Raw genomic sequence first — 23,422 nt, 5'->3', positions numbered from 1 at the left:
CCCTGCGGACATGTTCCGAGGCACCTGGCCTGAAGGACAGCGATGAGCACCACGCCCGAGTTCTGGACCCAGATCCCCGGCGACGGCCGGGCCGGCGCCAACAGCCGCGCGCTCTTCAACGCCGCCCAGTTCGTCATCCCCGGCGGCGTCAACAGCCCGGTGCGCGCGTTCAAGGCCGTGGGCGGCGACCCGCCGTTCATCCGCGCCGCCCGCGGGCCCTACCTGCTGACGGAGGACGGCGTCACCCTGGTCGACTACGTCGGCACCTGGGGCCCGGCGATCCTCGGCCACGCCCACCCCGAGGTGGTCGACGCGGTCTGCCGCGCCGCCCGTGACGGTCTGTCCTTCGGGGCATGTACGGCCGGCGAGGTCGAGTTCGCCGAGCTGCTGTGCCGGCTGGTCCCGGCGCTGCAGGGCGGCATGGTCCGCCTGGTCTCCTCGGGCACCGAGGCGACCATGAGCGCGCTGCGCCTGGCCCGCGGGTTCACCGGCCGCAGCAAGATCGTCAAGATCGACGGCGGCTACCACGGCCACGCCGACTTCCTGCTGGTCGCCGCCGGCTCGGGGGCCGCGACCCTCGGCATCCCCGGCTCGGAGGGCGTGCCCGCGGCCACCGTCGCCGACACCCTCACCGTCCCCTTCAACAGCGTCGACGCGGTCGAGCAGGTGCTCGAGCAGCACCGCGGCCACGTCGCCGCCATCATCGTCGAGCCGGTCCCCGGCAACATGGGCTGCGTGCCCCCGCGCCCGGGCTACCTGCAGGCGCTGCGCGACCTGTGCACCCGCGAGGGCGTGGTCCTGGTGTTCGACGAGGTCATGACCGGCTTCCGCGTCGCCCTCGGCGGCGCCGGCCAGCGCTACGGCGTCACCCCCGACCTCGTCTGCCTCGGCAAGATCGTCGGCGGCGGGATGCCGGTCGGCGCCTACGGCGGCCGGCGCGACATCATGCAGCACGTCGCCCCGCTGGGCCCGGTCTACCAGGCCGGCACCCTCAGCGGGAACCCGGTCGCGGTCGCCGCCGGCCTCGCGACCCTGCAGATCCTCGCCCGCGACGACCCGTACGCCGCCCTCGAGGCGACCTCCGCCGCCCTGGCCGCCGGCCTGTCGGCGCGGGCCGCCAAGGCCGGCGTCCCGGTGGTGATGAACCGCGTCGGGGCCATGTTCACCGGCTTCTTCCGCGAGGGGGAGGTCCACGACTACGACGACGCCAAGGCCAGCGACCTCGGCGCGTTCGCCGAATTCCACCGCGAGATGCTGACCTGCGGCGTCTACCTGGCGCCGTCGCAATTCGAGGCCAGCTTTGTCTCGCTCGCCCACGACGCCGCGGCCCTCGACCACACCCTCTCGGCCGCCGAGGCCGCCTTCGCCGCGGTCGCCCGTCGCTACGGCTAGCGGAGGGGATTCGCCATGACCGAGCGTCGCAAGAGAGAGCCGCTCCTCAAGCAGCAGGGGCGGTGGTTCGTGCTCGCCGAGGCCGGCTCGGTCGGCATCGAGATGGCCGTGGCGATCGCCATCGGGGCGTTCGGCGGCATGTGGCTCGAGCGCCACGTCACGCACTGGGCCCCGTGGACCACGTACATCGGCCTGGGCGTCGGCATCGGCGCCGCCGCCGTGGCGATCGTCCGCACGGCCCGCAAGTTCAGCGCCCGCATCGAGGCCGAGGAGCGGGCCGCGGGGCAAAGTCACGAGTCGACTGACGATCCCGAGGTCCGGTAGTCGTGCGCGCAGGCACCTGGGATCTCGTGCGGCGCCGCGTGTATTTGTGGACGCTCACGCTCACCGTGATCGCGGCCGGTTCGGCGGCCGCGCTGGCGGGCGCGGAGCAGGCGTGGAGCGTGGTCGCGGGGGCTCTGATCGGCTTCGTCAACCTCGGCTCGCTCGCGCGGGCCGTGGTGCGTCTGGTGGCCGAGGTCCAGGCCGACCCGCAGCGGGGGGCCGGCGGGGCCGGCGGAGTCGGTCTTGCGCTGGTGCGCTGGCCGGTCGCTGCTCTTGCGACCGTCGCCGTCCTTTGGTACATGCCCGGCCGACCTGAGGGGCTCGCAGCAGGGGTCCTGGTGGCCCTGGCCGCCTTCTGCCTGGCGGCCCTTCAGAGCCGCGCCGACCTCTCCCGCGACGATCCCGAACCGGACGCCTGAACATGGGTGATCACGACAGTTGGTACACGCTCCTGATGCCCGAGTTCTGGGCGCACTTGGAGTCCAGCGCCGCCGAGCATCTGGCCCGTGACAAGGCGTTCCTGATCTTCGGTGCCACGCACTTCACGCTGGTACACGTCGCGGGGGCCCTCCTCGCCTTCGTGTTCCTGATCATCGCCGCGCTGCGCTACCGCGCCAGCCTGCAGGACAGCTCGCGCGGGGTGATCCCGCCGCGCAACTTCGGCCTGGCGGCGATGGTCGACGGCTTCGTCGGCGCCGTCTACAACCTCTCGGCCGACGTCATGGGCGAGGAGGACGCCAAGCGGTTCCTCCCCCTGACCGGCTCGCTGGCGCTGTTCATCTTCGTCTGCAACATCCAGGGTCTGATCCCCGGCATGTTGCCGCCGACCGACACGCTGAAGACCAACCTCGTCTTCGCGCTGATCGTCTTCATCGTCTACAACGTCGCCGGCGTGGTGAGGAACGGCTTCGGCTACCTCGCGCACTTCCTCGGGCCGAAGATCGGCGGCTTCCCCTGGCTGTTCTTCCTGTTCCTGCCGATCGAGATCGTCAGCCACCTGGCCCGCCCGGTCTCGCTGTCCTTGCGCCTCACCGGCAACATCGTCGCCGACCACAAGGTCGTCGGCGTGGTCGCCCTGATGGTGCCGCTGCTGGTGCCGCTGCCGTTCCTCCTGCTGGGTACGGTCGTGGCGATCGTCCAGACCCTCGTCTTCACCCTGCTGACCATCATCTTCATCGGCCTCGCCGTCGAGCACGCCGAAGAGCACTGAGCCCCCTGTCCTCGCGGCCCTGGCCGTTTCGGAGCTGTCCCATGCGCAACATCACCAAGATCGCCTCCTTCCTGTTCACCTTCCTCGTCCCCGCGATCGTCCTCGCCGCTCCCGGCGCCGCCGAGACCTCCGGCTCCGAGCGCTCGATCTACGGCTTCGCCATGGCGATCGCCATCGGCCTCGCCGCCCTCGGCGGCGGCCTGGGCCAGGGTCGCGCCGTCGCGGCCGCCCTCGAGGGTATCTGCCGCAACCCGAACAGCGCCGGCAAGGTCCTCGTCCCGATGCTCCTCGGCCTCGCCTTCATCGAGTCGCTGGTCATCTTCGCGCTGATCATCGCCTTCACCCTCGGCGGCTACGTCGCCCCGACCATCGGCTGAGCCCGTCCCGAGCCGCGCCCCGGCTCTTCGGCGCTCCCCGAGCCCCTCGGACGACCCCGTCCGCGGGGCTTCGTGCTTTGGTCGCATCTGCTTCTGAGAGCATGTCCCGCGAGACATGTACCGAGAGACATCCGTCTATCGCGTCGCAGCAAGGCCCTGCGCTACGCGCCGAGACCTCGTCGAGCCCGAGTCGCCCGTCGCCCTTACGCGAACTCGTCGTCAGCGCGACATCTCGTCGCTTCCGGTCGCCCGTCGGACCGATGCGAGCTCGTCGCAGTGCGACGGCTCGTCGCGTCCGAGTCGCTTGTCGCCCCGACGCGAGTTCGTCGCGCCGAGGCGAGTTCATTCCGGCGCGACGCCTCGTCGCCCCGGAGTCGCTTGTCGCCCCGACGCGAGCTCGTTGCAGCCCGACGACTCCTCGCCCCCGAGCCACCCACCGCGCGAGCTCGCCGCGCGGCAATGACACGCCGTTATTGTCGCGAGAAAGCGTCGGTTCGACGGCCAGCCCTGGCCGTCGAACCGGCGCCGCCGACCTGCTCCAAAGGCCATCTCCAATCGAAGCCCACGACGGCGAGTCCGCCTCTCACGACTGCAGCCGTGCCAGGGGTCCGGGGAAGGGCCGGCCGCGAATTAGAGGCAGGATGGGTGCGAGGCACGAGCGCGCATCCGGCCGGTTAACTCGCGGCCGGACCTTCCCCGGACCCCCCGCGAGGCGCAGTCGGCAATTCGCGAAGCACTCCCCCCAGCTCGCCGGGCTTCTACAAAGCCGAGCTCAGTAAGGACTAGGCGTCTCGCTCTTCTTGTCCGCCCCCGCTACCGACCGCTCGATGTAAGCGATGATCGAGTCCGCGACGTCGATCTCGGTCGTGCGCTCGATCCCCTCGAGCCCCGGAGACGAGTTCACCTCGAGCACCACCGGCCCGCGGCGGCTGCGGAGGATATCCACGCCGGCCACCTTGAGCCCGAGGATGCCCGCCGCCCGCACCGCCGTCGATCGCTCCTTCGGCGTCAGCTTGATCTTCGTCGCCTTGCCTCCGCGATGGAGGTTCGAGCGGAACTCGCCCGGCGCCCCCTGGCGCTTCATCGCTGCCACCACGCGGTTGCCGACCACGAACGCGCGGATGTCGGCGCCCTCGGCCTCCTTGACGAACTCCTGGACCAGGATGTTGACGTCGAGCCCGCGGAACGCCTCGATCACGCTGCGCGCTGCTGCGGGCGTGTCGGCCAGGACCACGCCGATGCCTTGCGTGCCCTCGAGCATCTTCACCACCACCGGCGGCCCGCCGATCACCTCGAGCAGGCCCTCGATATCCTTGATCGAGTGGCCGAACCCCGTGACCGGCAGCCCGATCCCCTTCGCCGCCAGGATCTGCATCGACCGCAGCTTGTCGCGCGAGCGCGAGATGGCCTGCGAGCGGTTCGGCGTGAACACCCCCATCATCTCGAACTGGCGCACCACCGCCGTCCCGTAGAACGTGTTGGACGCCCCGATCCGCGGGATGATCGCGTCGACGTCGGTGAGGTCCTCGCCGTGGTAGACCACGTGCGGCCGGCTCGACGTGATGTTCATGTAGCAGCGCAGGTAGTCGACGACCTTCACCTCGTGCCCGCGGTGTTCGGCCGCCTCGCGCAGCCGGCTGGTCGAATACAGCGACGCGTCGCGCGACAAGATCGCGATCTTCACGACACCCTCCGCAGCCTGTGACCGCAGCAGTAGCTCCGCTGGGGGTCGACGAGGAAGCGCCCGCGCACCGCCTCGCGCCCGAGCAGCATGCGAAAGCCGAGCAGCGCCCGGTTCGACAGCGTGAGCTCGACCGCGAACTCGAGCATCCCGACCCGGAGGGTCGTCTGCACCACCGGTCGCAGCTCGCTGTGTCCGCCCGACGTCCGGACCACGCGCTCGTCGACCAGCGTCGCCTCCGACACCACGTGTTCGCCGTCGTGATTCTGGTGCGGATGGACGCGGAAGCGGACCTTGGCGTTGGGCAGCTTCTCGATGCCGAACGCGTGCAAGGCCGAGGTGCGGGCGCCGGTGTCGACCTTGACCTTGAGCGCGCCGATCCCCAGATCTGGCAACGCGACCCATTCGCGCCAACCGAGCACAACCAGGGCGTCGACCCCGAGCGTCGTCATCACCACCACTCTGTTCACCTCGTCGGCGCGTGCGCCACGGCTAACGCTTGCCGAACTCGATGATACTTTCAAGCGCACGCCCCCCGGGCGCGACCGTGGCGCGCTCCGGGGGGCGTGCGACCTCACGCTTCGGTGAGGTCGTGAACGTGTCTGCTCACTCCGCGGCGAACTCGACATCCTCACCGTGCGTGTCACACGGCGGGAGCTCGTCGGGCTCGGCCGCGAACGCGTCGGAGGCCGGGGCGGGGACCTCGCCCTCGTGCGTCGGGCGCGGCCGGATCTTCAGATCCTCGTTGGCGCCGAGACCCTCGGTGTGAGTGTACACGAGCGGGTTGCGGAGCTCCTTCAGGCCCTCGGGGCGCTTGTGCGGCCGGTGGGTCACCAACCGCTCCTCGGCGAGGTCGAGCTGCTCGAGCTCCGCGTCGAGCGCGTCGAGCTCGTCGGCGGACATCACCTCGAGGTCCTCGACCGTCACGCCGAGCGCCTCGTACGTGGCGGCATCGTCACAACCGGGCGCGACGACGATCGCGGCGGTGAGGGCGGTGAGGGTGAGCGTGCGAATACGGGTGATGAACGACATGGCTATGGATCCTTTTGTGGTCCGCTGCTGGACCGGGATGCCGCCCCCTGTTCAATCTCCGCGCCGTCGCGCTTCTCCTTGAAATTATTCAGTTATCGATCGGAACACCGATCTCGACCGCAACACCCGTCGCCAGCCGTCGGCGGCCCCGCCGGCTACTCTGGTTGCCACGTGCGGGCGCCCGCCTGGGCGACGCCGGCGCGCACGTCGGGCCCGAACGCGAGCAGCTCGAACGCCGCCGCTGCGAGGCCGAGCCCGAGCGCCAGCAACAGGCCGAGTCCGACCGGCGAAGGCAGGCGCGAAAAGGGCGCCGTCAGCACTCGCAGCCCGGGGATCAACGCCCCGGCGGCCGCCAGGTAATTGGCGAAGCCCATGCCGAACGAGAACCCGAGGAACCACAACAGCCGCTGCGTCGGCGGCCACTCGGCGGGCGCGCGCGGGTCGACCACCCCGAGCGACACCTCGAACGTCTGCATCGCCACCAGCCCGAGGTAGGTGAGCGCCAGCGCGAACGTGTAGCGCACCGGCCGCGAGTCGATCGCCATCCACAGCGGCATCCGCCGCGCGTGCTCGCCGTAGTCGATGCGACCCTCGATCGCGCCGGCGACCAGCAACAGCGGGAAGCAGGCCCACAGCATCGCCGCGTGGGCCGGCGCCGGGATCTGCCCGCCGAAGCCGTCGAACCGCGACAGCACCATCGCCGCGAACACCAGAGTGAACAGCCAGAACAGCGGCGCCACCGCCCCGGCCGGGAGGTCCTGCCTGCGGGCCATCGATTATCCCGTGCGCCGGTTCATCGTCCGCCGCGTCGGGTACGGCAACCCCGCCGCAGCGCGCAGGCCGGCGCAGATCTCGAGCGCGTCGCTCGGCCGCCACTTCATCGGGAAGCCCACGCACTGCGTCGGCTTGAGCGCGTGGACCTGGCAGCTGTTCTCGGGCGTGAGGTACACGCACGAGCGCAGCGCGTCACCCTGGTCGATCAGACAGGTCGACCCGTCCTCGCGCTGCCACGTGAAGCGGGCCAGGTACGCCTCCGCCGTGAGCCCTGCGTGGGCGGCCAGCCGAGTCACGTCGTCCGGGGTCAGCGCCACGTCGCCGTCGCCGCGGCAGCAGTTGCCGCAGCGATGGCACGCGAACTCGGACACCTCGTAGGGCCACTCGGTTTCGGGGGGCGTCGCCATCCGGCCGCGACTATCGCCGCGCTCGCCGTCCGCGTCGAGCCCCCGCCGGCGTGGCATCATCCCCGCGTGTCGCCCCGCCTGCTCCTCGCCTGCGCCCTCCTCCCCGCCTGCGCCGCGAGCCCCGCGCCTCCGCCCGCGCCCGTGGCCGTCTGTCCGATCCCCGACCGCGACGCCCCCGTGGTGCGCGCCAGTGACATGTCCCCAGAGACAGCCCATGCCGAGGCCCTCTTGCTGCGCAACGCCCGGCTCATCGACGGCAGCGGCGGCGCCCCGCAGGTCGGCGTCGACGTCCTCGTCCGCGGCGGGCGGATCGCCGAGATCGGCAAGAGCCTCGCCACCCCCGCCGGCGCCGCAGTCATCGACCTCGGCGGCCGCACCCTCCTGCCCGGCCTCATCGACGCCCACACCCACTTGCTGAGCGAGATGGCCCCCTCGCACGCCGAGGGCGTCATGCGCGAGGTCCAGGAGAGCGACGCCGACCTCGCCTTGCGCGGCGCAGCCCACGCGCGCACCACCCTCCTGGCCGGCTTCACCACCGTGCGCGACGTCGGCGGCACCTTCGCCATCCGCAGCCTGCGCGACGCCATCACTGCCGGCCGGATCAGCGGCCCGCGGATCGTCGCCGCCAACCACGCCATCGGCATCACCGGCGGCCACTGCGACGACACCAACGGCCTGCGCCCCGACGTCTTCGGCGGCCCGCCCGACTTCCGCGCCGGCATCGCCGACGGCCCTGACGAGGTGCGCAAGGCAGTGCGCCACCAGATCAAGCTCGGCGCCGACGTGATCAAGGTCTGCGCCACCGGCGGCGTGCTCAGCTCGGGCGACGGCGCCGGCGACCCGCAGCTCACCCCGGCCGAGCTGGTCGCGATCGTCGACGAGGCCGCCCGCGCCGGGCGCAAGGTCGCCGCCCACGCGCACGGCACCGAGGGCATCAAGGACGCCGTGCGCGCCGGCGTCCACAGCATCGAGCACGGCAGCCTGCTCGACGCCGACGCGATCGCCATGATGAAGAAGAAGGGCACCTTCCTCGTGCCCACCGTCTACGTCGGTCGCGTCATCGAGCAGGCCGCCGACGGCGGCAAGCTCGCGGCCGACAGCGCCGCCAAGGCCAAGTTCATCGCCCCGCGCATGCGTGACAGCTTCGCCCGCGCCGCCAAGGCCGGCGTGAAGATCGCCTTCGGCACCGACGCCGGCGTCTTCCCTCACGGCGACAACGCCCGCGAGTTCTCGGTCATGGTCGACCTCGGCATGGCCCCGAAGGACGCCATCGTCGCCGCCACCAGGAACGCCGCCGAGCTGCTCGGCCTGCGCGACCTCGGCCAGGTCAAGCCCGGCTACGTCGCCGACCTCGTGGTCGTCGACGGCGACCCGCTGGCCGACATCCGCGTGCTCGAGCGCCCCGCGCTGGTCGTGCAAGGCGGCCGACCGGTGCGGCCGCCCGCCTGGTGATGTGCCAAACTTCCGCGCGCGTGTCCTCTCTCCCGCGCGACCTCAGCCTGCGACTCGACGCGATCGGCAGCCCGCTGCCCGATCCCGCGCCATTCCGCCACGCCGCCGTGCTCGCCCCGATCCTGGTCGAAGAGACACCCGGCGACGGCCCGCGCCTCCTCCTCATCGAGCGCGCCGGCAACCTGCGCAGCCACCCCGGCCAGCTCGCCTTCCCCGGCGGCAAGCCCGACCCCGAGGACGCCGACCTCGTCGCCACCGCCCTGCGCGAGGCCTGGGAGGAGGTCGCCCTGCCGCCCGGCCGCGTCACCGTGCTCGGCCGCCTCCACCCCGTCCCGGTCCCCACCGGCTACGTCATCATCCCCTTCGTCGGCCTGGTCGACGGCCCCTTCGTCCCCACCCACGCCGAGGCCGAGGTCACCGCCGTCCTCATGCCCTCGCTGCGCCGCGTCTCCGACCCCGCCGTCTACCGCTTCGCCGGCGAGCGCGAGTGGCAGGGCCAGCGCTACGAGCTGCACGAGTTCCAGATCCACGAACCCCCGCTGTGGGGCGCGACGGCCCGCATCGTCTACGATCTTTTGCAACGGCTCGACCTCGCGCCCGCCCGCCCGCCAGAGGCGCCGTGAAGCAACCTGTCCCGAAAGCCGGGCCCGCGGAAGACCGCGAGCCACGCCCCGAACCGCCGGCGAACGAACCAGGCGCCCCCCCGGTCGCGCCATCACATGTCCCTCAAGACAGTCCCGAAGTTCTGGCGAGAAAACCCACCGCGGCTGGTCCATCACCTGACCCTCGAGACAGCCAAGAAACTTCGCCCGCCCGCGCTGGGGCCGCTCCACCACCTGTCCCTCAAGACATCCCTGAATCTCCGGCGGGCAAACCGGGCGCTGCCCCGGCCGCCCCTTCGTCTGTCCCTCAAGACAGCCTCGAATTCACGTCCTCGGCCGCGCCATCACCTGTCCCTCAAGACAGCCAAGATTCGCCCCCCGACGACGCCCCCGTCCGCGAGCTCACCCCCGCGATCCTCGCCCGCCTCGCCGCCGTCGCCGAGGCCAACGGTTTATTAAAACTCGGCGTCGTGCGCCTCGACCACCCCGGCTTCGTTCCCGCCCGCGCCGCGCTCGACGCCTACGTCGCTGCCGGCAAGGCCGGCGACATGGATTTCATGCCGCGCACCCTCGAGCTGCGCAAGCGCCCCGAGGGCATGCTCCCGGGCGCCCGCACCTTGCTCGTCGCGGCGGTCCCGTACGGCGGCGAACCGGGCCCGATCGCCCGCTACGCTCGCAGCCGCGACTACCACACCGTCGTCCACCAGCGCCTGATCGCCCTCGAGACGGCACTGCACGCCGAGCTGCCCGGCGTGCGCAGCCTGATCTGCGTCGACACCAAGCCCGTCCTCGAGCGCAGCGCCGCTGCGCTCGCCGGCCTCGGCTTCCTCGGCAAGCACGGCTGCCTCATCGTCCCCGGCCTCGGCAGCTACGTCTTGCTCGGCGAGATCCTCTGCACCGCCACCTGGCCCGAAGACCAGCCGCTCGCCGCGCCCGCCAATCCCCCCTGGGACGCCTGCGGCGCCTGTACCCGCTGCCTCGACGCCTGCCCGACCGCCGCCTTCGACGCCCCCGGCCAGCTCGACCCGCGGCGCTGCCTCAGCTACCTCACCATCGAGCACCGCGGACATGTCCCCGAGGACATCTCCAAAAATTTCGGCGAGCGCCTGGCCGGCTGCGACGTGTGCCAGGAGGTCTGCCCGTACAACGCCGGCCTCGGCCGCAACGCGCGGATCCCCGCCGTCGCCTGGCTCCCGCCCGCGCCCCGGCCCGCGCCCTCCGTCACCGCCATGGCCGCGCTCGGCGGCGCCCAGTACCGCGGCTTTGTCCGCCACACCGCCTTGAGGCGGATCCCCCACCGCCTCATGCGCCGCAACGCCCTCCTCGCGCTCGGCAACCGCACCGGCACGCCCGACCCCGGCGAGCGCCACGCCTTCGCCGCCGGCCTGCTCGAGCCCGACTCACGCGTCCACGACGCCGCCCTGTGGGCCGCCACCCGCCGCGGCCTCGACGAGCAGGCCCTCGCCCCGGAGCTCGCGGAGATCCGCCGTCAACGCGAGGAGGCCGCCGCAGCCGCCCTCGCCGCCGCCGAGGCCCGCGAACAAGAAGACGACGACTGACGACCCGATCTGTCCCGACAGACAGCTCATCACGCCTGTCCCATCGGACAGGCTCGTGGTCACGTCATCCTTGATCTTCCGCCCGCCCGTCACGCCCGCGCTGCCAGCCACGCAGTCATCGCCGCGTGTCCGCGGCGCAGCGCCGCCGGTCCGGCGTCGAGGCGGAACGGAGTCACTCGCGGCAGGTCGTCGACCATCAGCACCTTCCGACCTGGCCCATCGGACAGCCCCTTCGGCACCTCCGCCGACAGCCCGCGCCACGGGCTGCGCGAGCGGAGCGCGTGGTGCAGCGCGCGTTCGCCTGGTTGCAGCGCGCACAGGCCCAGGCGGTCCGCCACGCCGCCGTCGAGCAGCAGCCGGCCCTCGTGGCGGAGCGGGCGGAACATCAGCGGCACCGTGCAGGACGCCTGGATCGCCGGACCCAGCGGCCCCTGGTCGACCGCGCGGACCCGGCGGGACGCGATGTCGTAGACCACCGCCGCGAACGGCAGGCGGCAGTCCTCGACGCGACGGACCCCGCGGTCGTCGAGCAGCGAGCGCAGCTTCGCCGCGAACTTCCCCCCCTTCAGCAACCCGCCGAGCGGCAGCCCCGGGTCCCAGAAGTCGGCCCGGCGCAGGCGCAGCAGCTCCTCCGCCAGCTCGGTCGCCGACAGCCCCGACGCCCACAGCCCGCCGGCCAGCGCCCCTGCGCTGACCCCGACGATCCGCCGCGGCGCCAGCCCGGCCTCCTCGAGCGCCTGCAGCACCCCCGTGTGGGCGAAGAAGCCGAAGAACCCGGCCGACAGGGCCAGCGTGAACGGCTCGGCGGCGAGCCACTCGCGGTTGGACGCGTAGTTCATGGATGACTCGAGGGACATGTGCGGTCGGACGCCTGCGTCGCGGATGACTCAAGGGACATGTGCGTACAGCAGCGCGAGGACACGATACCCGGCCACCAGCTCGTCGGGAAGCCCGGACGCCGGCAGCCCGCGCGCTCGCGCCTCCGCGAACAGCTGCGCCAGCGCCAGCCCCGCGGCCGCGAACAGCGCGTCCAGCTTCGCGTCCTCGGCCAGCGCTTGCTGGACCTCCGCGTTGCGGCGCCCGAGCTCGATCGACCACGCCCGCCCCTCCGCGTTGCCGAGCCGCGCCGCCTGCCACGACAGGATCGCCCCCTCGATCGCCACCGGCCGCGTCAGCGCCTGCCGCAGCAGCTCCTCGAACCCGCGCGGCCCCGGGGCCAGCCGGCGCAGCGGGTGCTGCTTCAACGACTGCGCGCACATGTCCGCAAGGGCATGTCCGTCGAGACATGGCTTTTCGCGCATGAACTCCGAGACAGGCGATCCAGGCGCCGCGCAGCGCTCGCGGAACGCGTCGAGCCCGGCCCGCTGCGGCGACCCCGGCGCGTGCAGCAGCCGCTCGCGCAGCGCAGTGCGCACCACCTCGCGGGCCAGCCCCTTCACCTGCGCCGCCAGCCGCTCGCTCCCCGCCCGCGCCCCCTCGCGGGTCAGCGCCAGGCGCCCGCCGATCCAGTCCAGCGGCGGCGGCAGCTCGAGGTCGTTGATGTGCAGCCCGCCGCCCCACACCGCGATCTTGGCTGGCCGCGCCTCGACCCGCAGCGCCCCCAGGCACAGCGCGTCGGCCACCGGCAGCACCGCCAGCGACGGCCCGGCCCCTCCCGCGCGGCGCAGCGGCGCCCGGCTCGGCCGCGCCGTCGTCGTCGTCGTCGCAGCCGCCGCGGCCGCCAGCGGATGACCGGCCGCGTGCAGCAGCCGCGCCTCTCCCGGCGTCACCAGCAGCGCCGGCCCGGCCAGCGCGCGCGAGCCCGACCCCGGCGGCAGCAGCCCGAGGCTCTCGCTCCGCGCGTCCGAGCGCGACACCATCCGCACCGGCTCGAGCGTGCGCGGGTCGTAGCGGACCCACAGCGGCGCGTCGACCACCTCGGCCACCGCCTGCCCGAGCGCCTCCGCCACCAGCAGGTGGGCCCGCAGCTCCGCGCGCTCCCACGGCGGCCGCGCCGACGCCTGCGCCTGCGCGATCGCACCTGGCCCGAGGACCAGGCGGCGCTGCCCCTCCGCCGGCGCCGGCAGCAGGTGCCCCTCGGGCGTCGTCGGCATGTCCCAAAGGACAGCATCACCGAGCACCCGCTGGCACAGCGCGCGGCCCTCGCGGCTCAGCGCCCACGGCTCGTGGCGCGGGTCGGGCGAGCGGAAGGTCGTCCAGCGCTGCTTCGGATCTTCGACCACGATCCCGCCGACCTCGCGACAACGAATCAGCGCGTGCTTCAGCGTCACCGGCTGCCCGGCCATGTCGTGTCCGACCGTCAGGGCCAGCAGCGGCGACTCGTCCCACGCCAGCTCCGCCGCCTCCTCGCCGCCCGGCTCGCGCCGCGGCCGGTAGCGCACCGCCAGCGCCGCCCCCGTCAGCGCCCCCGCCTGCGCGCGCACCAGCGGCAACTCCCACGGGCTCTCGTGGGCCAGCGCTGGCGCCAGCAGGCGAGCGATCACCCGCAGCGCCGCCGCCCGACAGCTCTCTGCGATCGCGTTCAGCAGCCCCTTCTCCGCCCGCAGCCCGTCGATCGTCAGCGCCTCGGGCGTCTCGCCGACCAGCTTGGCCACCAGAGTCACCCCCGCGATCGTGCGCGCCGACTCGCGCACGTGGGCGACCCGCCGCTCGTGGAACAGCAGCGCGATCGCCCCCTCCTCGGCCGAAGCGAACCGATGCACGAACGCCTCGAGCGTCACCTGCACCCGCGCCCCCGCGGCAGTGCTCGCGCTCGCCTCAGCCCCCATCGGCACCTGTTCCGGGGGCAATGCGCTTTTGAACAGGTTCGAAAGGTCAGCTCGCTCGAACTGCGGGCTCTCGCCGAGCGCGCGCGCCGGCACCGGCCGGGCCTCCGGGATCGCCTTCTGCAGCAGCGCCAGCTCCGACGGCCACAGCGCGTACACCCGCGCCTGGATCGCCGGCGCCACCGACTCCGCCTGGTGCGGCCACGTGTAGACCAGGTCGCGGCCCTGGCGGCAGCGCTGGGCCACCTGCTCGATCGGCGCCGGCCGGCCGCTCACCGTCGGCACGTGGCGCAGCTCGGTCGGCCACTGGACCGCGAAGCCCGCCGCGCTCTGGTCGGGGAAGCTGTGCGCGCGCGCGTCGAGCAGCCACGCCGCCAACAGCTCGCAGCCGGCGTCGAGCGCCACCGACGCCTCGTCCGCCGTCAACCTCACCCGCGGGCACTCGATCCACCCCGCGAACTCGGCGGGCGTCAGCCCGAGGCGGGTCAGCGCGGGCGCCAGCGACACCAGCCGCACCCCCTCGCGCACCAGCCACGGCCCGCCCTGCTCCGGCGCCCAGCCCCACGTCCCGACCGGCGCCTCGGCTGTCCCGAGAGACACCTTGAGCCCCGGCAGCGGCCGTCCGAGCTTGATCCACGTGTTCGCCTTCTCGCTCGGCTCTGCCCCCGGCAGCGCCGCCAGCCACAGCTCCGTCAGCGCCGCCTCGGCCCCTGCCTGGCGCGCCAGCCAGCTCGTCAACCGGCGCCCGAAGCCCGGCCGCGGCCACTGCAGCTCGACCTCGAACGCCTGCGGCAGGCAGCGCCCCGCCGACGGCAGCTCGCCGTACGGATCTTGGCCGGCGGCGTGGCTGTCCTTGCGGACATATCGCACCGCTCCCGCCGCCGTCCGCACCTCGACCACCACCGGCGCCCCCGCCAGCGCCTCGTTGACGCCCGCGCCGACCAGCCGCCGCCAGGCAGCGGCCGGTCCTTTCGGACATGCCTCTTCGGACATGTCCGAATCGCCGTCCGCCGCCGCCAGCACCAGCCCGCGCAGGTCGACCTGCGCGAAGTCGAAGCCCGCCGTCGAGAACGTCAGCGTCAGCGTCCGCAGCTCGCCGTCCTCGCGCTCGCGGGCGAAGCCGCGGGCCCCCGGCGCGACCGCGTTGGCCGCCCGCACCAGCGGCAGCGTGAAGTGCCACGCCCCCGGCCGCGGCAGCTCGCGCAGGCGCAGCACCGCCTCCGTGCGCGCCACCGTGAACGCGCGCAGCGCCCCCGCCTCACCCTCCGCGCGGCGGATCCGCCCCAGCGCCGAGGCCACGCTCGGGTGCAGCTCGCTCATCCGCGGCCCCTCCCGCGAGCGCTCGTCCCCGTCCGCCCCGCCGGCACGCCCGCGAGTCTACCGCAGTCCCGCGCCCTCGCGCCGCCCACTCCCGGCGCGCCTACGCACGCGCCCTCGCGGCGATGCCTCGATCTCGGCCCGCGAAGCCGCACCGACCGCGCCCGGAGCGAGGTCGACGCGAAGAAGTCACCACACCACCGCCCGTCACCCGCGCTCGAGCGACGCAACCACTCCGGCCGCGGCGCATCGAAGATGCCGCGCTCTCCAGCCCCGTCACCCGCACTCGAGCGGCCCCGCCACGCACTCCGGCTGCAGCGCGTCGATGATGTTGATGTACGGCCGCATGCACAGCCACGCCGCGGCGGCCGTATTCTTCGCCCGGCACTCCGCGAACACCTCGGACGGCTCGAGCCACAGCACCGCCTCTTTGTACGTATAATTAAAATCGTTGGCGTACTCGCGCCGCGCGATCACGAAGTCGCCGGCGATCTCGAGCGAGCCCACGTCGGACCCGAGCACCGGCCACGCCAGCGTATAGGTCACCTGCCCCGGCGTACGGTCGCGCAGCGCCTCGAGCACGCAGTGGACCCGCGCCAGGTCGTCGGTCGACGCAGTGTCGTCCCAGTTCGGCCCGCTCTCGAACGAGAACAGCGCCGCGTCCGACGGGCACAGCGTCTCCTCGTGGCCGCACGTGAACTGCGTCGACACGCGCCCGTCCGTCGGGTCCTCGTCCTCGAAGACCTGGCACTCGCCGCCGGTCGTCGTGCTCGCGTCCGTCGTCCCCGAGGTCATCGATGCGTCCGTCGTCGCCTCGCTCGTCGTCGTCGATGAGGTCGACGTCGGCGTCGGCGCCTCGCTCGTGCTGTCCGGCCCGGTCGTCGCCCCGGTGCTGTCGGCGGTGCTGCCCGTCGTCGCCTCGGTCGTCGTCGCGGGCCCCGGACCGCAGGCCGCGATCAGCAGGACCGCGCCGAGGAGAGTGCAGAGCGTCGTCGTGTTCAGGTCCATCGCCCGGTTCGCCATCCACCGACTCTCGCACGCTTGGGCCAGCCTCCGCGTCCGCGCCCGCGCGACCTTCCACAACCACAAAATCACCGGCCCCCTGTCAGCGAACGGTCGCCCCCGGGCAACAGCATCTGTCCCCCGGGCCATGTCCTCGCGCGAGCTTCACCCCGCGCGCCCGAGCGCCCCGTCGATCGCCTCCGCCACTCGCTCCGGCGTCGGTGCATCCACCAGCTGCGCGCGGATCGCCAGCGCCAGCGAACGGCAGGCCGCCCGCGGCTCGCCCGCGTGGCTCTTCGCCGCCGCGCGCAGCAGCGGCTCGCCCGCGTCGAGCCACAGCGGCGTCGCGCGCCAGCACGCCGCAGCCACCGGCTGACCTGTCCACAAGACCAGCACCCCCGCCGGCCCGCGTCCGAGCTCGATCCCCAGCCCCCCGCGCGGCGCATCCGCGGCCTCGCCGGTCCCCACGCACAGCCGCACCGGCGCCCCCGCGCTCACCAGCCCCGCCTCGACGCTGGCCCGCAGCGCCTCCGCCTCGCCCGGAGCCTCGCGGATCAGCGCGCAGCCGCGGCCGAGCTCGGCGATCGTCAGACCTGTCCCTTCGACCAGGCGACCGAGCCACTCGAGGTCGCCGGCCTCCGCCGCCAGCACCGGCACCCCCGCCCCCGCCGCGGCCGCCAGCAGGCGCCCTGTCGCCGCCTCGCCGGCCCCCAGCGGCGCCCACAGCAGCGGCCGCGCCAGCGCTTGCAGCTGCGCCAGCGACAGCGCCCGCTCGCCGGCCAGGTCGCGCAGCACCGGTCGCCCGAGCAGTCCGGCCCCCAGGTGGCTGCGCTCGCGGGCCAGGTGCGCGTGCAGGTACGCGTAGTGATCGTGGCGAGCGCGGGTCCACGGCCCGGCCTCGGCCGCCGCCTCGGCTGTCCTTTCGACCAGGCGCTCGCGCAGCCCCGCGATCGCCAGCGCGATCTTCCCCAGCACCGCCGCGCGGCCCGGGTCGTCGACCACCTTGTCGCGCGCCATCGTCGTGCGCAGGCTCGGCGAGTCGGCCCACACCTGCAGGTGCTCGAGCGTCGGCCCCGGCGGCGGCTGCAGGTCGGCCAGCAGATCGGCGGCTGTCCCCTGGGACAGCACCAGCCCGCGCCGCAGCAGCACCGCCTCGGGCGGCACCGCGAAGGCCACGTGGATCGCCCCGTCGGGCTGGGCCTCGACCGCCGCCAGCGCCCCCGGCGGCGCCGGTGCGTCCTGGATCAGCTCCGGCCCCTCGCCGCCGGCCACGTCCTCGAACGACAGCTCGAGCCGACAGAACCGGCACCAGCGCCACAGGCTGTCGCGCACTGCCTCGGCGATCTGGGCCCGCTCGGGCGCCCGGCCGCGGCGCAGCAGCGTCACCGTCGTGCCCTCCAGCGGCTCGGAGAGCGGCCGCTTGTCGAACCGGCGGTCGGCGTAGAACGTCAGCTCCCACGCCTCGCCCGCGCGGCCCGTCTGCACCACCACCGCGTCGGGCTGCCAGGCGAACACGCTGACGAAGCCGATCCCGAACCCGCCGGCCATCGTGCGATCGTCGGCCTTGGTCGAGGCGAACAGGCGCGTCAGGCCGCCGTCGATGATCGCCTCGTCCATCCCGGCGCCGGCGTCGGCGACCCGCAGCTCGAACACCACCTCGTCGGGGTCGGCCGACTCGCCGGGGTGGACGTCGAGCGCCACCTCGGCGCGGTCGCTGCCCGCGTCGAGGGCGTTCTGCACCAGCTCGCGCAGGAAGTCGTAGGGCCCTTCGAACTGCGCGACCAGGCGGTCGAGCAGCGCCGCGACGCCGCTCACGTCTCGCCGACCTGTCTTTCGAGACCTGCCCTCAAGGACATGGCCTGAGTTCTCATGTCTCTTCGGACAGGAGCGCCGCCAGCTCGGGGTCGGCCGCCAGCAGCGCCCGCACGTCGCCGGCGATGTCGAGCTCGAGCGGGCTGGAGATGGCCGGCTTCCCGCGCAGGCCCCAGATCCGCTTCGACTGGTAGCGCACCGCGCCGAGCGGGTCGCCGTGCAGCATGATGCAGCTGTCGAGGCCGGCGTCCGGCTCGCACGACTCGGTGCGGATCTTCACGGACTTGTCGTCCTGCAGCAGGCGCATGTGGGCCCGGCCCTCTTGCTCGTCGGGCTGCCACTCGAACAGCTCGAAGCTCCCGCGGAGCAGCGACCCCTTGTACAGCGCGCCGAACTGGCGCCGGCCCTTGGCCTCGAACACCACCAGAGCGCCGACGCTGTCGCCGACCTTCTTCGGCACCTGGGTGAGCCACACGCGGTTCGTCAGGGGCAACCGGTTCTCGGCGCCGTCACCGCCGCACGCGGCCAGGGATGTCAGGGAGACCCCGAAAAGCGCCAGGGTCGCAGTTTGCAGAATGCGCGAAAAGCTGGTCACGGTGCGCTATGGTCGCAACAGTCATGGTTCGTCGCAAGCGTTCCGCAACAGTTCACTGCTCTGGCCCGTTGCTCATGCTTGGGGCCGCTCTCCTGGCGACCGGCTGCGAGGGAGGCGCAAGCAAGACCGCCCCGGCTCCTGCCGTCGCGAGCAAGTCCGAGAGCAAGTCCGAGGCCCCGAAGAAGAAGGCGAGCCGGCCGGTGCCCTCGGCCGCGCAGCTGCTCGAGACGGCGAAGAAGTACTTCGCGCCGCTGCCCGCCGCGGCCGACTCGCCGAACAACCCGATCACCCTCGAGAAGGTCGCTCTCGGCCGGATCCTCTACTACGACACCCGGCTGTCGAAGAACCACGATCTGTCCTGCAACAGCTGCCACAAGCTCGACGACTACGGCATCGACCACGAGGCCACCTCGCCCGGCCACAAGAAGCAACGCGGCGAGCGCAACACGCCGACGGTGTACAACGCCGCGTTCCACATCGCCCAGTTCTGGGACGGCCGCGCGACCGACGTCGAGGACCAGGCGCTCAAGCCGGTGACCAACCCGGTCGAGATGGCGCTCGCCGACGAGGCCGCCTGCGTCAACTCGGTCAAGTCGGTCCCGGGCTACGCCGACCTGTTCAAGGCCGCCTTCCCGGCCGACCCCGACCCCTGCAACCCGCGCAACATCTCGCTGGCGATCGGCGCCTTCGAGCGCGGCCTCGTCACCCCCGCGCCGTTCGACGACTTCCTCGGCGGCAACATGACCGCGCTGAGCTCCGACGCCCTCCGCGGCCTCGAGCTGTTCATCGAGCTCAACTGCGTCAGCTGTCACACCGGCCCGACGCTCGGCGGCACGATGTACCAGAAGCTCGGCGCAGTGAAGCCGTACGAGGCGAAGGACCTCGGCCGCTTCAAGATCACCAACAAGCCCGAGGACAAGCACGTGTTCAAGGTCCCCGGCCTGCGCAACGTCGCCAAGACCGCGCCCTACCTGCACGACGGATCGGCCAAGGAGCTCGGCGACGCCCTCGACGTCATGGCCGAGTACCAGCTCGCCAAGGGCAAGCTGTCCGACGAGGAGAAGACCTACCTCATCGCCTTCCTCGACAGCCTCACCGGCAAGATCGACATGGACTACATCAAGCTCCCCGATCTGCCGATCAGCGGGCCCGACACCATCAAGCCCGACCCGAACTGATCTGTCCCACAGGCCAGCTCGCTCCCCCGACCTGACCTTTCGAACATCTGACAGCGGCGCCGCGGCCCCGGGCGTGACCGCGGCACCGCTGTCACACTTGACCGCGCCTGACCGGCGGGCTAACCCCATCAGGCATGCGTTCGCTTATCTTTGGCTGTTCATCCGCGCTCCTCCTGCTCGCCGCGCCGGCCTCGGCCGCCGAGCTCGTCACCACCAGCGACACCGACTTCGAGCCGGCCTCGGTCGTCATCGTCTCGCCGGAGGACGGGTCCGTCTTCGACGGCTCCCCCGACGTCGTCGTCCCCGTCACCATCGAGTACGACGGCTTCGGCGCCCTGGCCGTCTCGCTGTCGGTCGACGACGCCCCGTCCGTCACCTGCCCCGAAGCGCCGCCCTGCACGATCGAGACGACCCTCTCGCCCGGCATCCACAAGCTGAAGGCCGTCGGCGACGACGGGGTCACCCAGGTCGACACCCACGAGATCACGATCGAGGTCAAGGACACCGGCAGCGCAACCGAGAGCGACACCGACACAGACACCGGCTCCCCCACCGAGGCGACGAGCTCCCCCACCAGCGGCGCCGAGCCGGCCACCGACACCGACGCGAGCGACACCGACCCCACCGACGGCGAGAGCGACGGCAGCAACAGCGGCAGCGGCGACAAGGAGGGCTGCGGCTGCAAGGCCACCCCGGGCGCGCCCGACCTGCTCGGCCTGGCCCTGCTGGCCCTGTTCGCCCCGTGGCGCCGCCGCCGTCACGCCTGAGCAGCCGAGGCGCCATGCGACCCGCGACCGGCCTCCGTCACGCTCGCGCGCAGCCCGGCGCGCTCGTCCCGAACGCGGGCGCGATCGGTCTCCGTGGCGCTCGCGCGCGGCTCGGCACGCTCGCGCCAACCACGGGCAGGACCGACCGCCGTCCCGCTCGCGCGCGGCTCGGCGCGCTCACCATGATCGCGGCCGCGACCGGCCTCCTCGCGTGCACGCAGGACCCCGAGCCCGCGGCACCACCTGTCCCCGAGGCCATGGCCCGCCGCCTCACCGCGTTCGAGTACGCGAACACGGTGCGCGATATCCTCGGGGTCGAGGCCGCACTCACACGCGAGTTCCCGGCCGACCCGCCGGCGCTCGGCTTCGACACTGTGGCGGCGTCACAACCACCATCGGCGTTGCTGGTCCAGATCTTCCAACACTCGGCGGAGTCGATCGCTGCAGCGACTCTCGCCTCGGAGTCGGCCCGCGCGGCGCTGATGGTCTGCACGCCGGACCCCGCCGACCCAACGTCGTGCCTGCGCGCGATCGTCGAGCCGCTGCTGACCCGCGCCTGGCGCCGCCCGCCGACCGACGGCGAGATCGGTCGCTACGTCGCGCTGGTCGACCCCGCCGAGCTCGACTCCGGCCTGCGCCTGGTGATCGAGGCCGCCCTGCTGTCGCCGCACTTCACCTTCCGCTGGGAGCACGACGCCGGAGCGCCAGGCGAGTCGCACTGGCTCGACGACTACGCCCTCGCCGCCCGCCTGTCCTACTTCTTGTGGAGCAGCGCCCCCGACGACGAGCTGCTCGCGCTCGCGGCCGTCGGCGAGCTGCAAAGCGAACCCGTCCTCGCCGAGCAGGTCGAGCGCATGCTCGCCGACCCGCGCAGCGCCGGCTTCGTCGACGGCTTCGCCGGCCAGTGGCTGTACTTCCGCGGCCTCGACGACATCTTCCGCGACGCCCACCGCTACCCGCGCTACGACGACGCGGTCCGCGAGTCGATGCGCGAGGCGATGCGCCGGCGCTTCCGCGAGTTCCTGGTCCCCGGCCGCGACCTCCGCGATCTCCTTCTCGACACCCACGCCCACGTCGACGCCGAGCTGGCCGCGCTCTACTACTTGCCCGACGAGCTCGCAGTCGACGAATTCACCCGCATCGACCTCGGGCCGCACAAGCGCCGCGGCCTGCTCACCGAGCCGGGCTTGATGACCGTGCTCGCCTATCCGTTCGCCAGCTCGCCGACCCGTCGCGGCCGCTTCGTGCTCGAGCAGCTGCTGTGCTCGCCCCTGCCGCCGCCGCCCCCCGAGGCCGCCACGCAGGCCGAGAGCGACGCCAGCACCGCGCGCGAGCGGCTGGCCCAGCACCGCGCCGATCCAGCCTGCGCCGGCTGCCACGCGATCCTCGACCCGATCGGCCTCGCCTTCGAGCACTTCGACGCCGTCGGTGCGTGGCGCGGCAGCGAACACGGCGAGCTCATCGACGCGTCCGGCGAGCTGCCCACCGGCGAACCTTTTTCAGATGTCCGCGAGCTCGCCGAGATCCTCGCCGACGACCCCCGCTTCCCCCGCTGCGTCGCCACCAAGGTGCTGACCTACGCCCTCGGCCGCCCACTGGTAGCCGAGGACCAACCCGTCCTCGAGGACATCATTAAAAATTTCATCGCCGCCGACCGCGACCTGGTCGCGCTGGTGGTGGCGGTGGTCCAGAGCGATCCGTTCCGGATCCGCCGCGCGCAGGAGGCCCCGTGATGTCCGCCGCGCGGTTCGCCATCAAGTGTCTTGGAGGTCATGTCCATCGCTACATGTCCTCGAGGACATTCCATGTCACCCCGCAGGAGGCCGCATGAAGTCTGCCACGCGTCGTGGTCTGTCGCGCCGGGCCCTCCTGGCCGGTGGAGTCGCGCTCGGCCTGCCGTTCCTCGACGTCATGCGCCCGCGGGCCCGCGCGGCCGAGGCCGTGCGGCCGCGGCGGCTGCTGTGTTACTTCGTGCCCAACGGCGTGCGCGGCGACGCGTGGTTCCCGGCGCCCGACCCGGAGCTGCAGCTCTCGCCCTCGCTGGCCGCGCTCGCGCCGGTAAAAGACCGGGTCATCGTCTTCTCCGGCGTCGCCAACACGCCAGGCATGCCCGAGCTGCCGGGCTCGCACGCCTCGGGCACGGCGGCCTTCCTCACCGCTCGCAAGGCGCGGCGGTCCGAGGTCGACCTGCACGTCGGCGTCTCGCTCGACCAGCGCTACGCCGCCGCGATCGCCGGCGCCACCCCGCTCGCCTCGCTGCAGCTCGGCTGCGAGGGCGGCGGCTCGTTCGGCGCCTGCGACATCGGCTTCGCCTGCGCCTATCACAGATCGATCTCCTGGTCCTCTCCAACCACTCCGCTGCCCAAGCTCACCTCTCCGCGTTTGGCCTTCGACGTCATCCTCGCCGGCGACGATCCGAGCGCCAGCGCGGCCGCCCGGGCTGCGCGGCGAGCCACCCGGCGCTCCGTCCTCGACGTCGTCCTCGCCGACGTCCACGACCTCGAGGGCGACCTCGGCGCGGCCGATCGCGTGCGCCTCGACGCCTATCTCGTGGGGGTGCGAGAGCTCGAGCGCCAGGTCGACGCCCCCGCCGGCCTCGGCGCCTGCACTGCCGCGAGTCCGCCGGACGAGCCCGCCGACTTCCTCGCCCACGTCGACATGATGACCGAGCTCATGGTCCTCGCGCTGACCTGCGACCGCACCCGCGCGATCTCCTTCATGCTCGGCAACGCCGCCAGCAACCGCGCCTTCCCCTTCCTCGGCGTCGAGGGCGGCCATCACGACCTGTCCCATCACGCAGGTGACGCCGTCAAGATCGCCGGCCTGCGCAAGGTCGACGCCTGGCAGGCGGCCCAGTTCGCGCGCCTGCTGCAGCGGCTCGCCGACACTCCTGAGGGCGACGGCGACCTGCTGCGCTCGACCGTCGTCCTGCTCGGCAGCGACGTCGGCGACGGCAACGCCCACACCCACCGCGACATGCCGGTCCTGCTGGCCGGCGGCGACGACCTGTGGGGCGGCGGCCGTCACCTGGTCTACGAGACAGGTACGCCGCTGGCCCGCCTCTACGTCTCGATCCTCCAGGCGCTCGGCCTGCCCGACACCAGCTTCGGCGAAGACGGCGACGGCCCGCTCCCCGGCCTGCGCCTCGACGCCTGATGGCTCGCCAGCTCGTGACG

Annotated in this window: 22 protein-coding genes; 12 read left to right on the top strand and 10 right to left on the bottom strand. The window is 72.8% G+C overall.

The window, feature by feature from the left end; all coding sequences use genetic code 11:
• Positions 1 to 42: 42 nt before the first annotated feature.
• The 5 genes from hemL to OV090_RS48780 are packed head-to-tail and all read left to right on the top strand — an operon-like array spanning position 43 to position 3,303.
• Positions 43 to 1,392, top strand: coding sequence for a glutamate-1-semialdehyde 2,1-aminomutase (gene hemL / locus OV090_RS48800; RefSeq protein ID WP_267711998.1), 1,350 nt, complete (start codon positions 43 to 45; stop codon positions 1,390 to 1,392).
• A gap of 15 nt (positions 1,393 to 1,407) precedes the next feature.
• The gene (locus OV090_RS48795; protein WP_267711997.1) at positions 1,408 to 1,716 is read left to right on the top strand and encodes an AtpZ/AtpI family protein; all 309 of its coding nucleotides are present in this window, start codon (positions 1,408 to 1,410) and stop codon (positions 1,714 to 1,716) included.
• A 2-nt stretch (positions 1,717 to 1,718) separates the two neighbouring features.
• Positions 1,719 to 2,135: an ATP synthase subunit I gene (locus tag OV090_RS48790; RefSeq protein WP_267711996.1), complete on the top strand. Its 417-nt coding sequence runs from the start codon at positions 1,719 to 1,721 to the stop codon at positions 2,133 to 2,135.
• A gap of 2 nt (positions 2,136 to 2,137) precedes the next feature.
• Complete coding sequence (atpB, locus tag OV090_RS48785; RefSeq protein ID WP_267711995.1) at positions 2,138 to 2,926, top strand: F0F1 ATP synthase subunit A; 789 nt, start codon at positions 2,138 to 2,140, stop codon at positions 2,924 to 2,926.
• Between the two features lie 41 nt (positions 2,927 to 2,967).
• Entirely contained in the window at positions 2,968 to 3,303 is a 336-nt protein-coding gene (locus tag OV090_RS48780; RefSeq protein ID WP_267711994.1) for an ATP synthase F0 subunit C, read from the top strand.
• Positions 3,304 to 4,075: 772 nt separating this feature from the next.
• On the opposite strand, the gene rimK is transcribed toward OV090_RS48780, so the two are convergent.
• The 5 genes from rimK to OV090_RS48755 all read right to left on the bottom strand — a co-directional run bounded on the left by rimK (position 4,076) and on the right by OV090_RS48755 (position 7,197).
• A complete protein-coding gene (gene rimK, locus OV090_RS48775; RefSeq protein ID WP_267711993.1) occupies positions 4,076 to 4,987 on the bottom strand; it encodes a 30S ribosomal protein S6--L-glutamate ligase in 912 nt (303 codons plus the stop codon).
• Entirely contained in the window at positions 4,984 to 5,436 is a 453-nt protein-coding gene (locus OV090_RS48770; protein ID WP_267711992.1) for a RimK/LysX family protein, read from the bottom strand. Before OV090_RS48770 ends, rimK begins: the two co-directional genes overlap by 4 nt.
• 154 nt (positions 5,437 to 5,590) lie before the next feature.
• On the bottom strand, positions 5,591 to 6,016 hold the full coding sequence (locus tag OV090_RS48765) for a hypothetical protein (RefSeq protein WP_267711991.1): 426 nt from the start codon (positions 6,014 to 6,016) through the stop codon (positions 5,591 to 5,593).
• A 155-nt stretch (positions 6,017 to 6,171) separates the two neighbouring features.
• Entirely contained in the window at positions 6,172 to 6,789 is a 618-nt protein-coding gene (locus OV090_RS48760; RefSeq protein WP_267711990.1) for a hypothetical protein, read from the bottom strand.
• A gap of 3 nt (positions 6,790 to 6,792) precedes the next feature.
• Positions 6,793 to 7,197: a YkgJ family cysteine cluster protein gene (locus OV090_RS48755; RefSeq protein ID WP_267711988.1), complete on the bottom strand. Its 405-nt coding sequence runs from the start codon at positions 7,195 to 7,197 to the stop codon at positions 6,793 to 6,795.
• Positions 7,198 to 7,263: 66 nt separating this feature from the next.
• Here OV090_RS48755 and OV090_RS48750 point away from each other — a divergent pair, with 66 nt between their 5' ends.
• From OV090_RS48750 to queG, 3 genes are all read left to right on the top strand, one after another.
• Positions 7,264 to 8,649 (top strand): amidohydrolase family protein, encoded by a 1,386-nt coding sequence (locus OV090_RS48750; RefSeq protein WP_267711987.1) that lies wholly within the window; start codon positions 7,264 to 7,266, stop codon positions 8,647 to 8,649.
• 20 nt (positions 8,650 to 8,669) lie between these two features.
• Positions 8,670 to 9,272: a CoA pyrophosphatase gene (locus tag OV090_RS48745; RefSeq protein WP_267711986.1), complete on the top strand. Its 603-nt coding sequence runs from the start codon at positions 8,670 to 8,672 to the stop codon at positions 9,270 to 9,272.
• 449 nt (positions 9,273 to 9,721) lie between these two features.
• Entirely contained in the window at positions 9,722 to 10,810 is a 1,089-nt protein-coding gene (gene queG / locus OV090_RS48740; RefSeq protein WP_346660425.1) for a tRNA epoxyqueuosine(34) reductase QueG, read from the top strand.
• 89 nt (positions 10,811 to 10,899) lie between these two features.
• Here queG and OV090_RS48735 read toward each other — a convergent pair whose 3' ends face one another.
• The 5 genes from OV090_RS48735 to OV090_RS48715 all read right to left on the bottom strand — a co-directional run bounded on the left by OV090_RS48735 (position 10,900) and on the right by OV090_RS48715 (position 18,301).
• Positions 10,900 to 11,649: a patatin-like phospholipase family protein gene (locus OV090_RS48735; RefSeq protein WP_267711984.1), complete on the bottom strand. Its 750-nt coding sequence runs from the start codon at positions 11,647 to 11,649 to the stop codon at positions 10,900 to 10,902.
• Between the two features lie 48 nt (positions 11,650 to 11,697).
• A complete protein-coding gene (locus OV090_RS48730) occupies positions 11,698 to 14,895 on the bottom strand; it encodes a hypothetical protein (protein WP_267711983.1) in 3,198 nt (1,065 codons plus the stop codon).
• Between the two features lie 273 nt (positions 14,896 to 15,168).
• Entirely contained in the window at positions 15,169 to 15,915 is a 747-nt protein-coding gene (locus OV090_RS48725) for a hypothetical protein (RefSeq protein WP_267711982.1), read from the bottom strand.
• 144 nt (positions 15,916 to 16,059) lie between these two features.
• Positions 16,060 to 17,709 (bottom strand): ATP-binding protein, encoded by a 1,650-nt coding sequence (locus tag OV090_RS48720; protein WP_267711981.1) that lies wholly within the window; start codon positions 17,707 to 17,709, stop codon positions 16,060 to 16,062.
• A 52-nt stretch (positions 17,710 to 17,761) separates the two neighbouring features.
• Entirely contained in the window at positions 17,762 to 18,301 is a 540-nt protein-coding gene (locus OV090_RS48715) for a hypothetical protein (protein WP_267711980.1), read from the bottom strand.
• A gap of 74 nt (positions 18,302 to 18,375) precedes the next feature.
• Between OV090_RS48715 and OV090_RS48710 the strand changes: the two genes are divergently transcribed.
• The 4 genes from OV090_RS48710 (at position 18,376) to OV090_RS48695 (ending at position 23,402) form a co-directional block, all read left to right on the top strand.
• Positions 18,376 to 19,479 carry a cytochrome c peroxidase gene (locus OV090_RS48710; protein WP_267711979.1) on the top strand — a complete coding sequence of 368 codons (1,104 nt, stop codon included), beginning with the start codon at positions 18,376 to 18,378 and terminating at the stop codon, positions 19,477 to 19,479.
• A gap of 134 nt (positions 19,480 to 19,613) precedes the next feature.
• Entirely contained in the window at positions 19,614 to 20,246 is a 633-nt protein-coding gene (locus tag OV090_RS48705) for an MYXO-CTERM sorting domain-containing protein (RefSeq protein WP_267711978.1), read from the top strand.
• Between the two features lie 182 nt (positions 20,247 to 20,428).
• The gene (locus tag OV090_RS48700; RefSeq protein ID WP_267711977.1) at positions 20,429 to 21,979 is read left to right on the top strand and encodes a DUF1592 domain-containing protein; all 1,551 of its coding nucleotides are present in this window, start codon (positions 20,429 to 20,431) and stop codon (positions 21,977 to 21,979) included.
• 94 nt (positions 21,980 to 22,073) lie between these two features.
• On the top strand, positions 22,074 to 23,402 hold the full coding sequence (locus OV090_RS48695) for a DUF1552 domain-containing protein (RefSeq protein WP_267711976.1): 1,329 nt from the start codon (positions 22,074 to 22,076) through the stop codon (positions 23,400 to 23,402).
• Positions 23,403 to 23,422 lie beyond the last annotated feature (20 nt).

It is taken from the genome of Nannocystis sp. RBIL2, from assembly GCF_026626745.1.
In the GTDB taxonomy this organism is placed as follows: Bacteria; Myxococcota_A; Polyangia; order Nannocystales; family Nannocystaceae; genus Nannocystis.
This window is presented reverse-complemented; position numbering and strand designations above follow the sequence as displayed.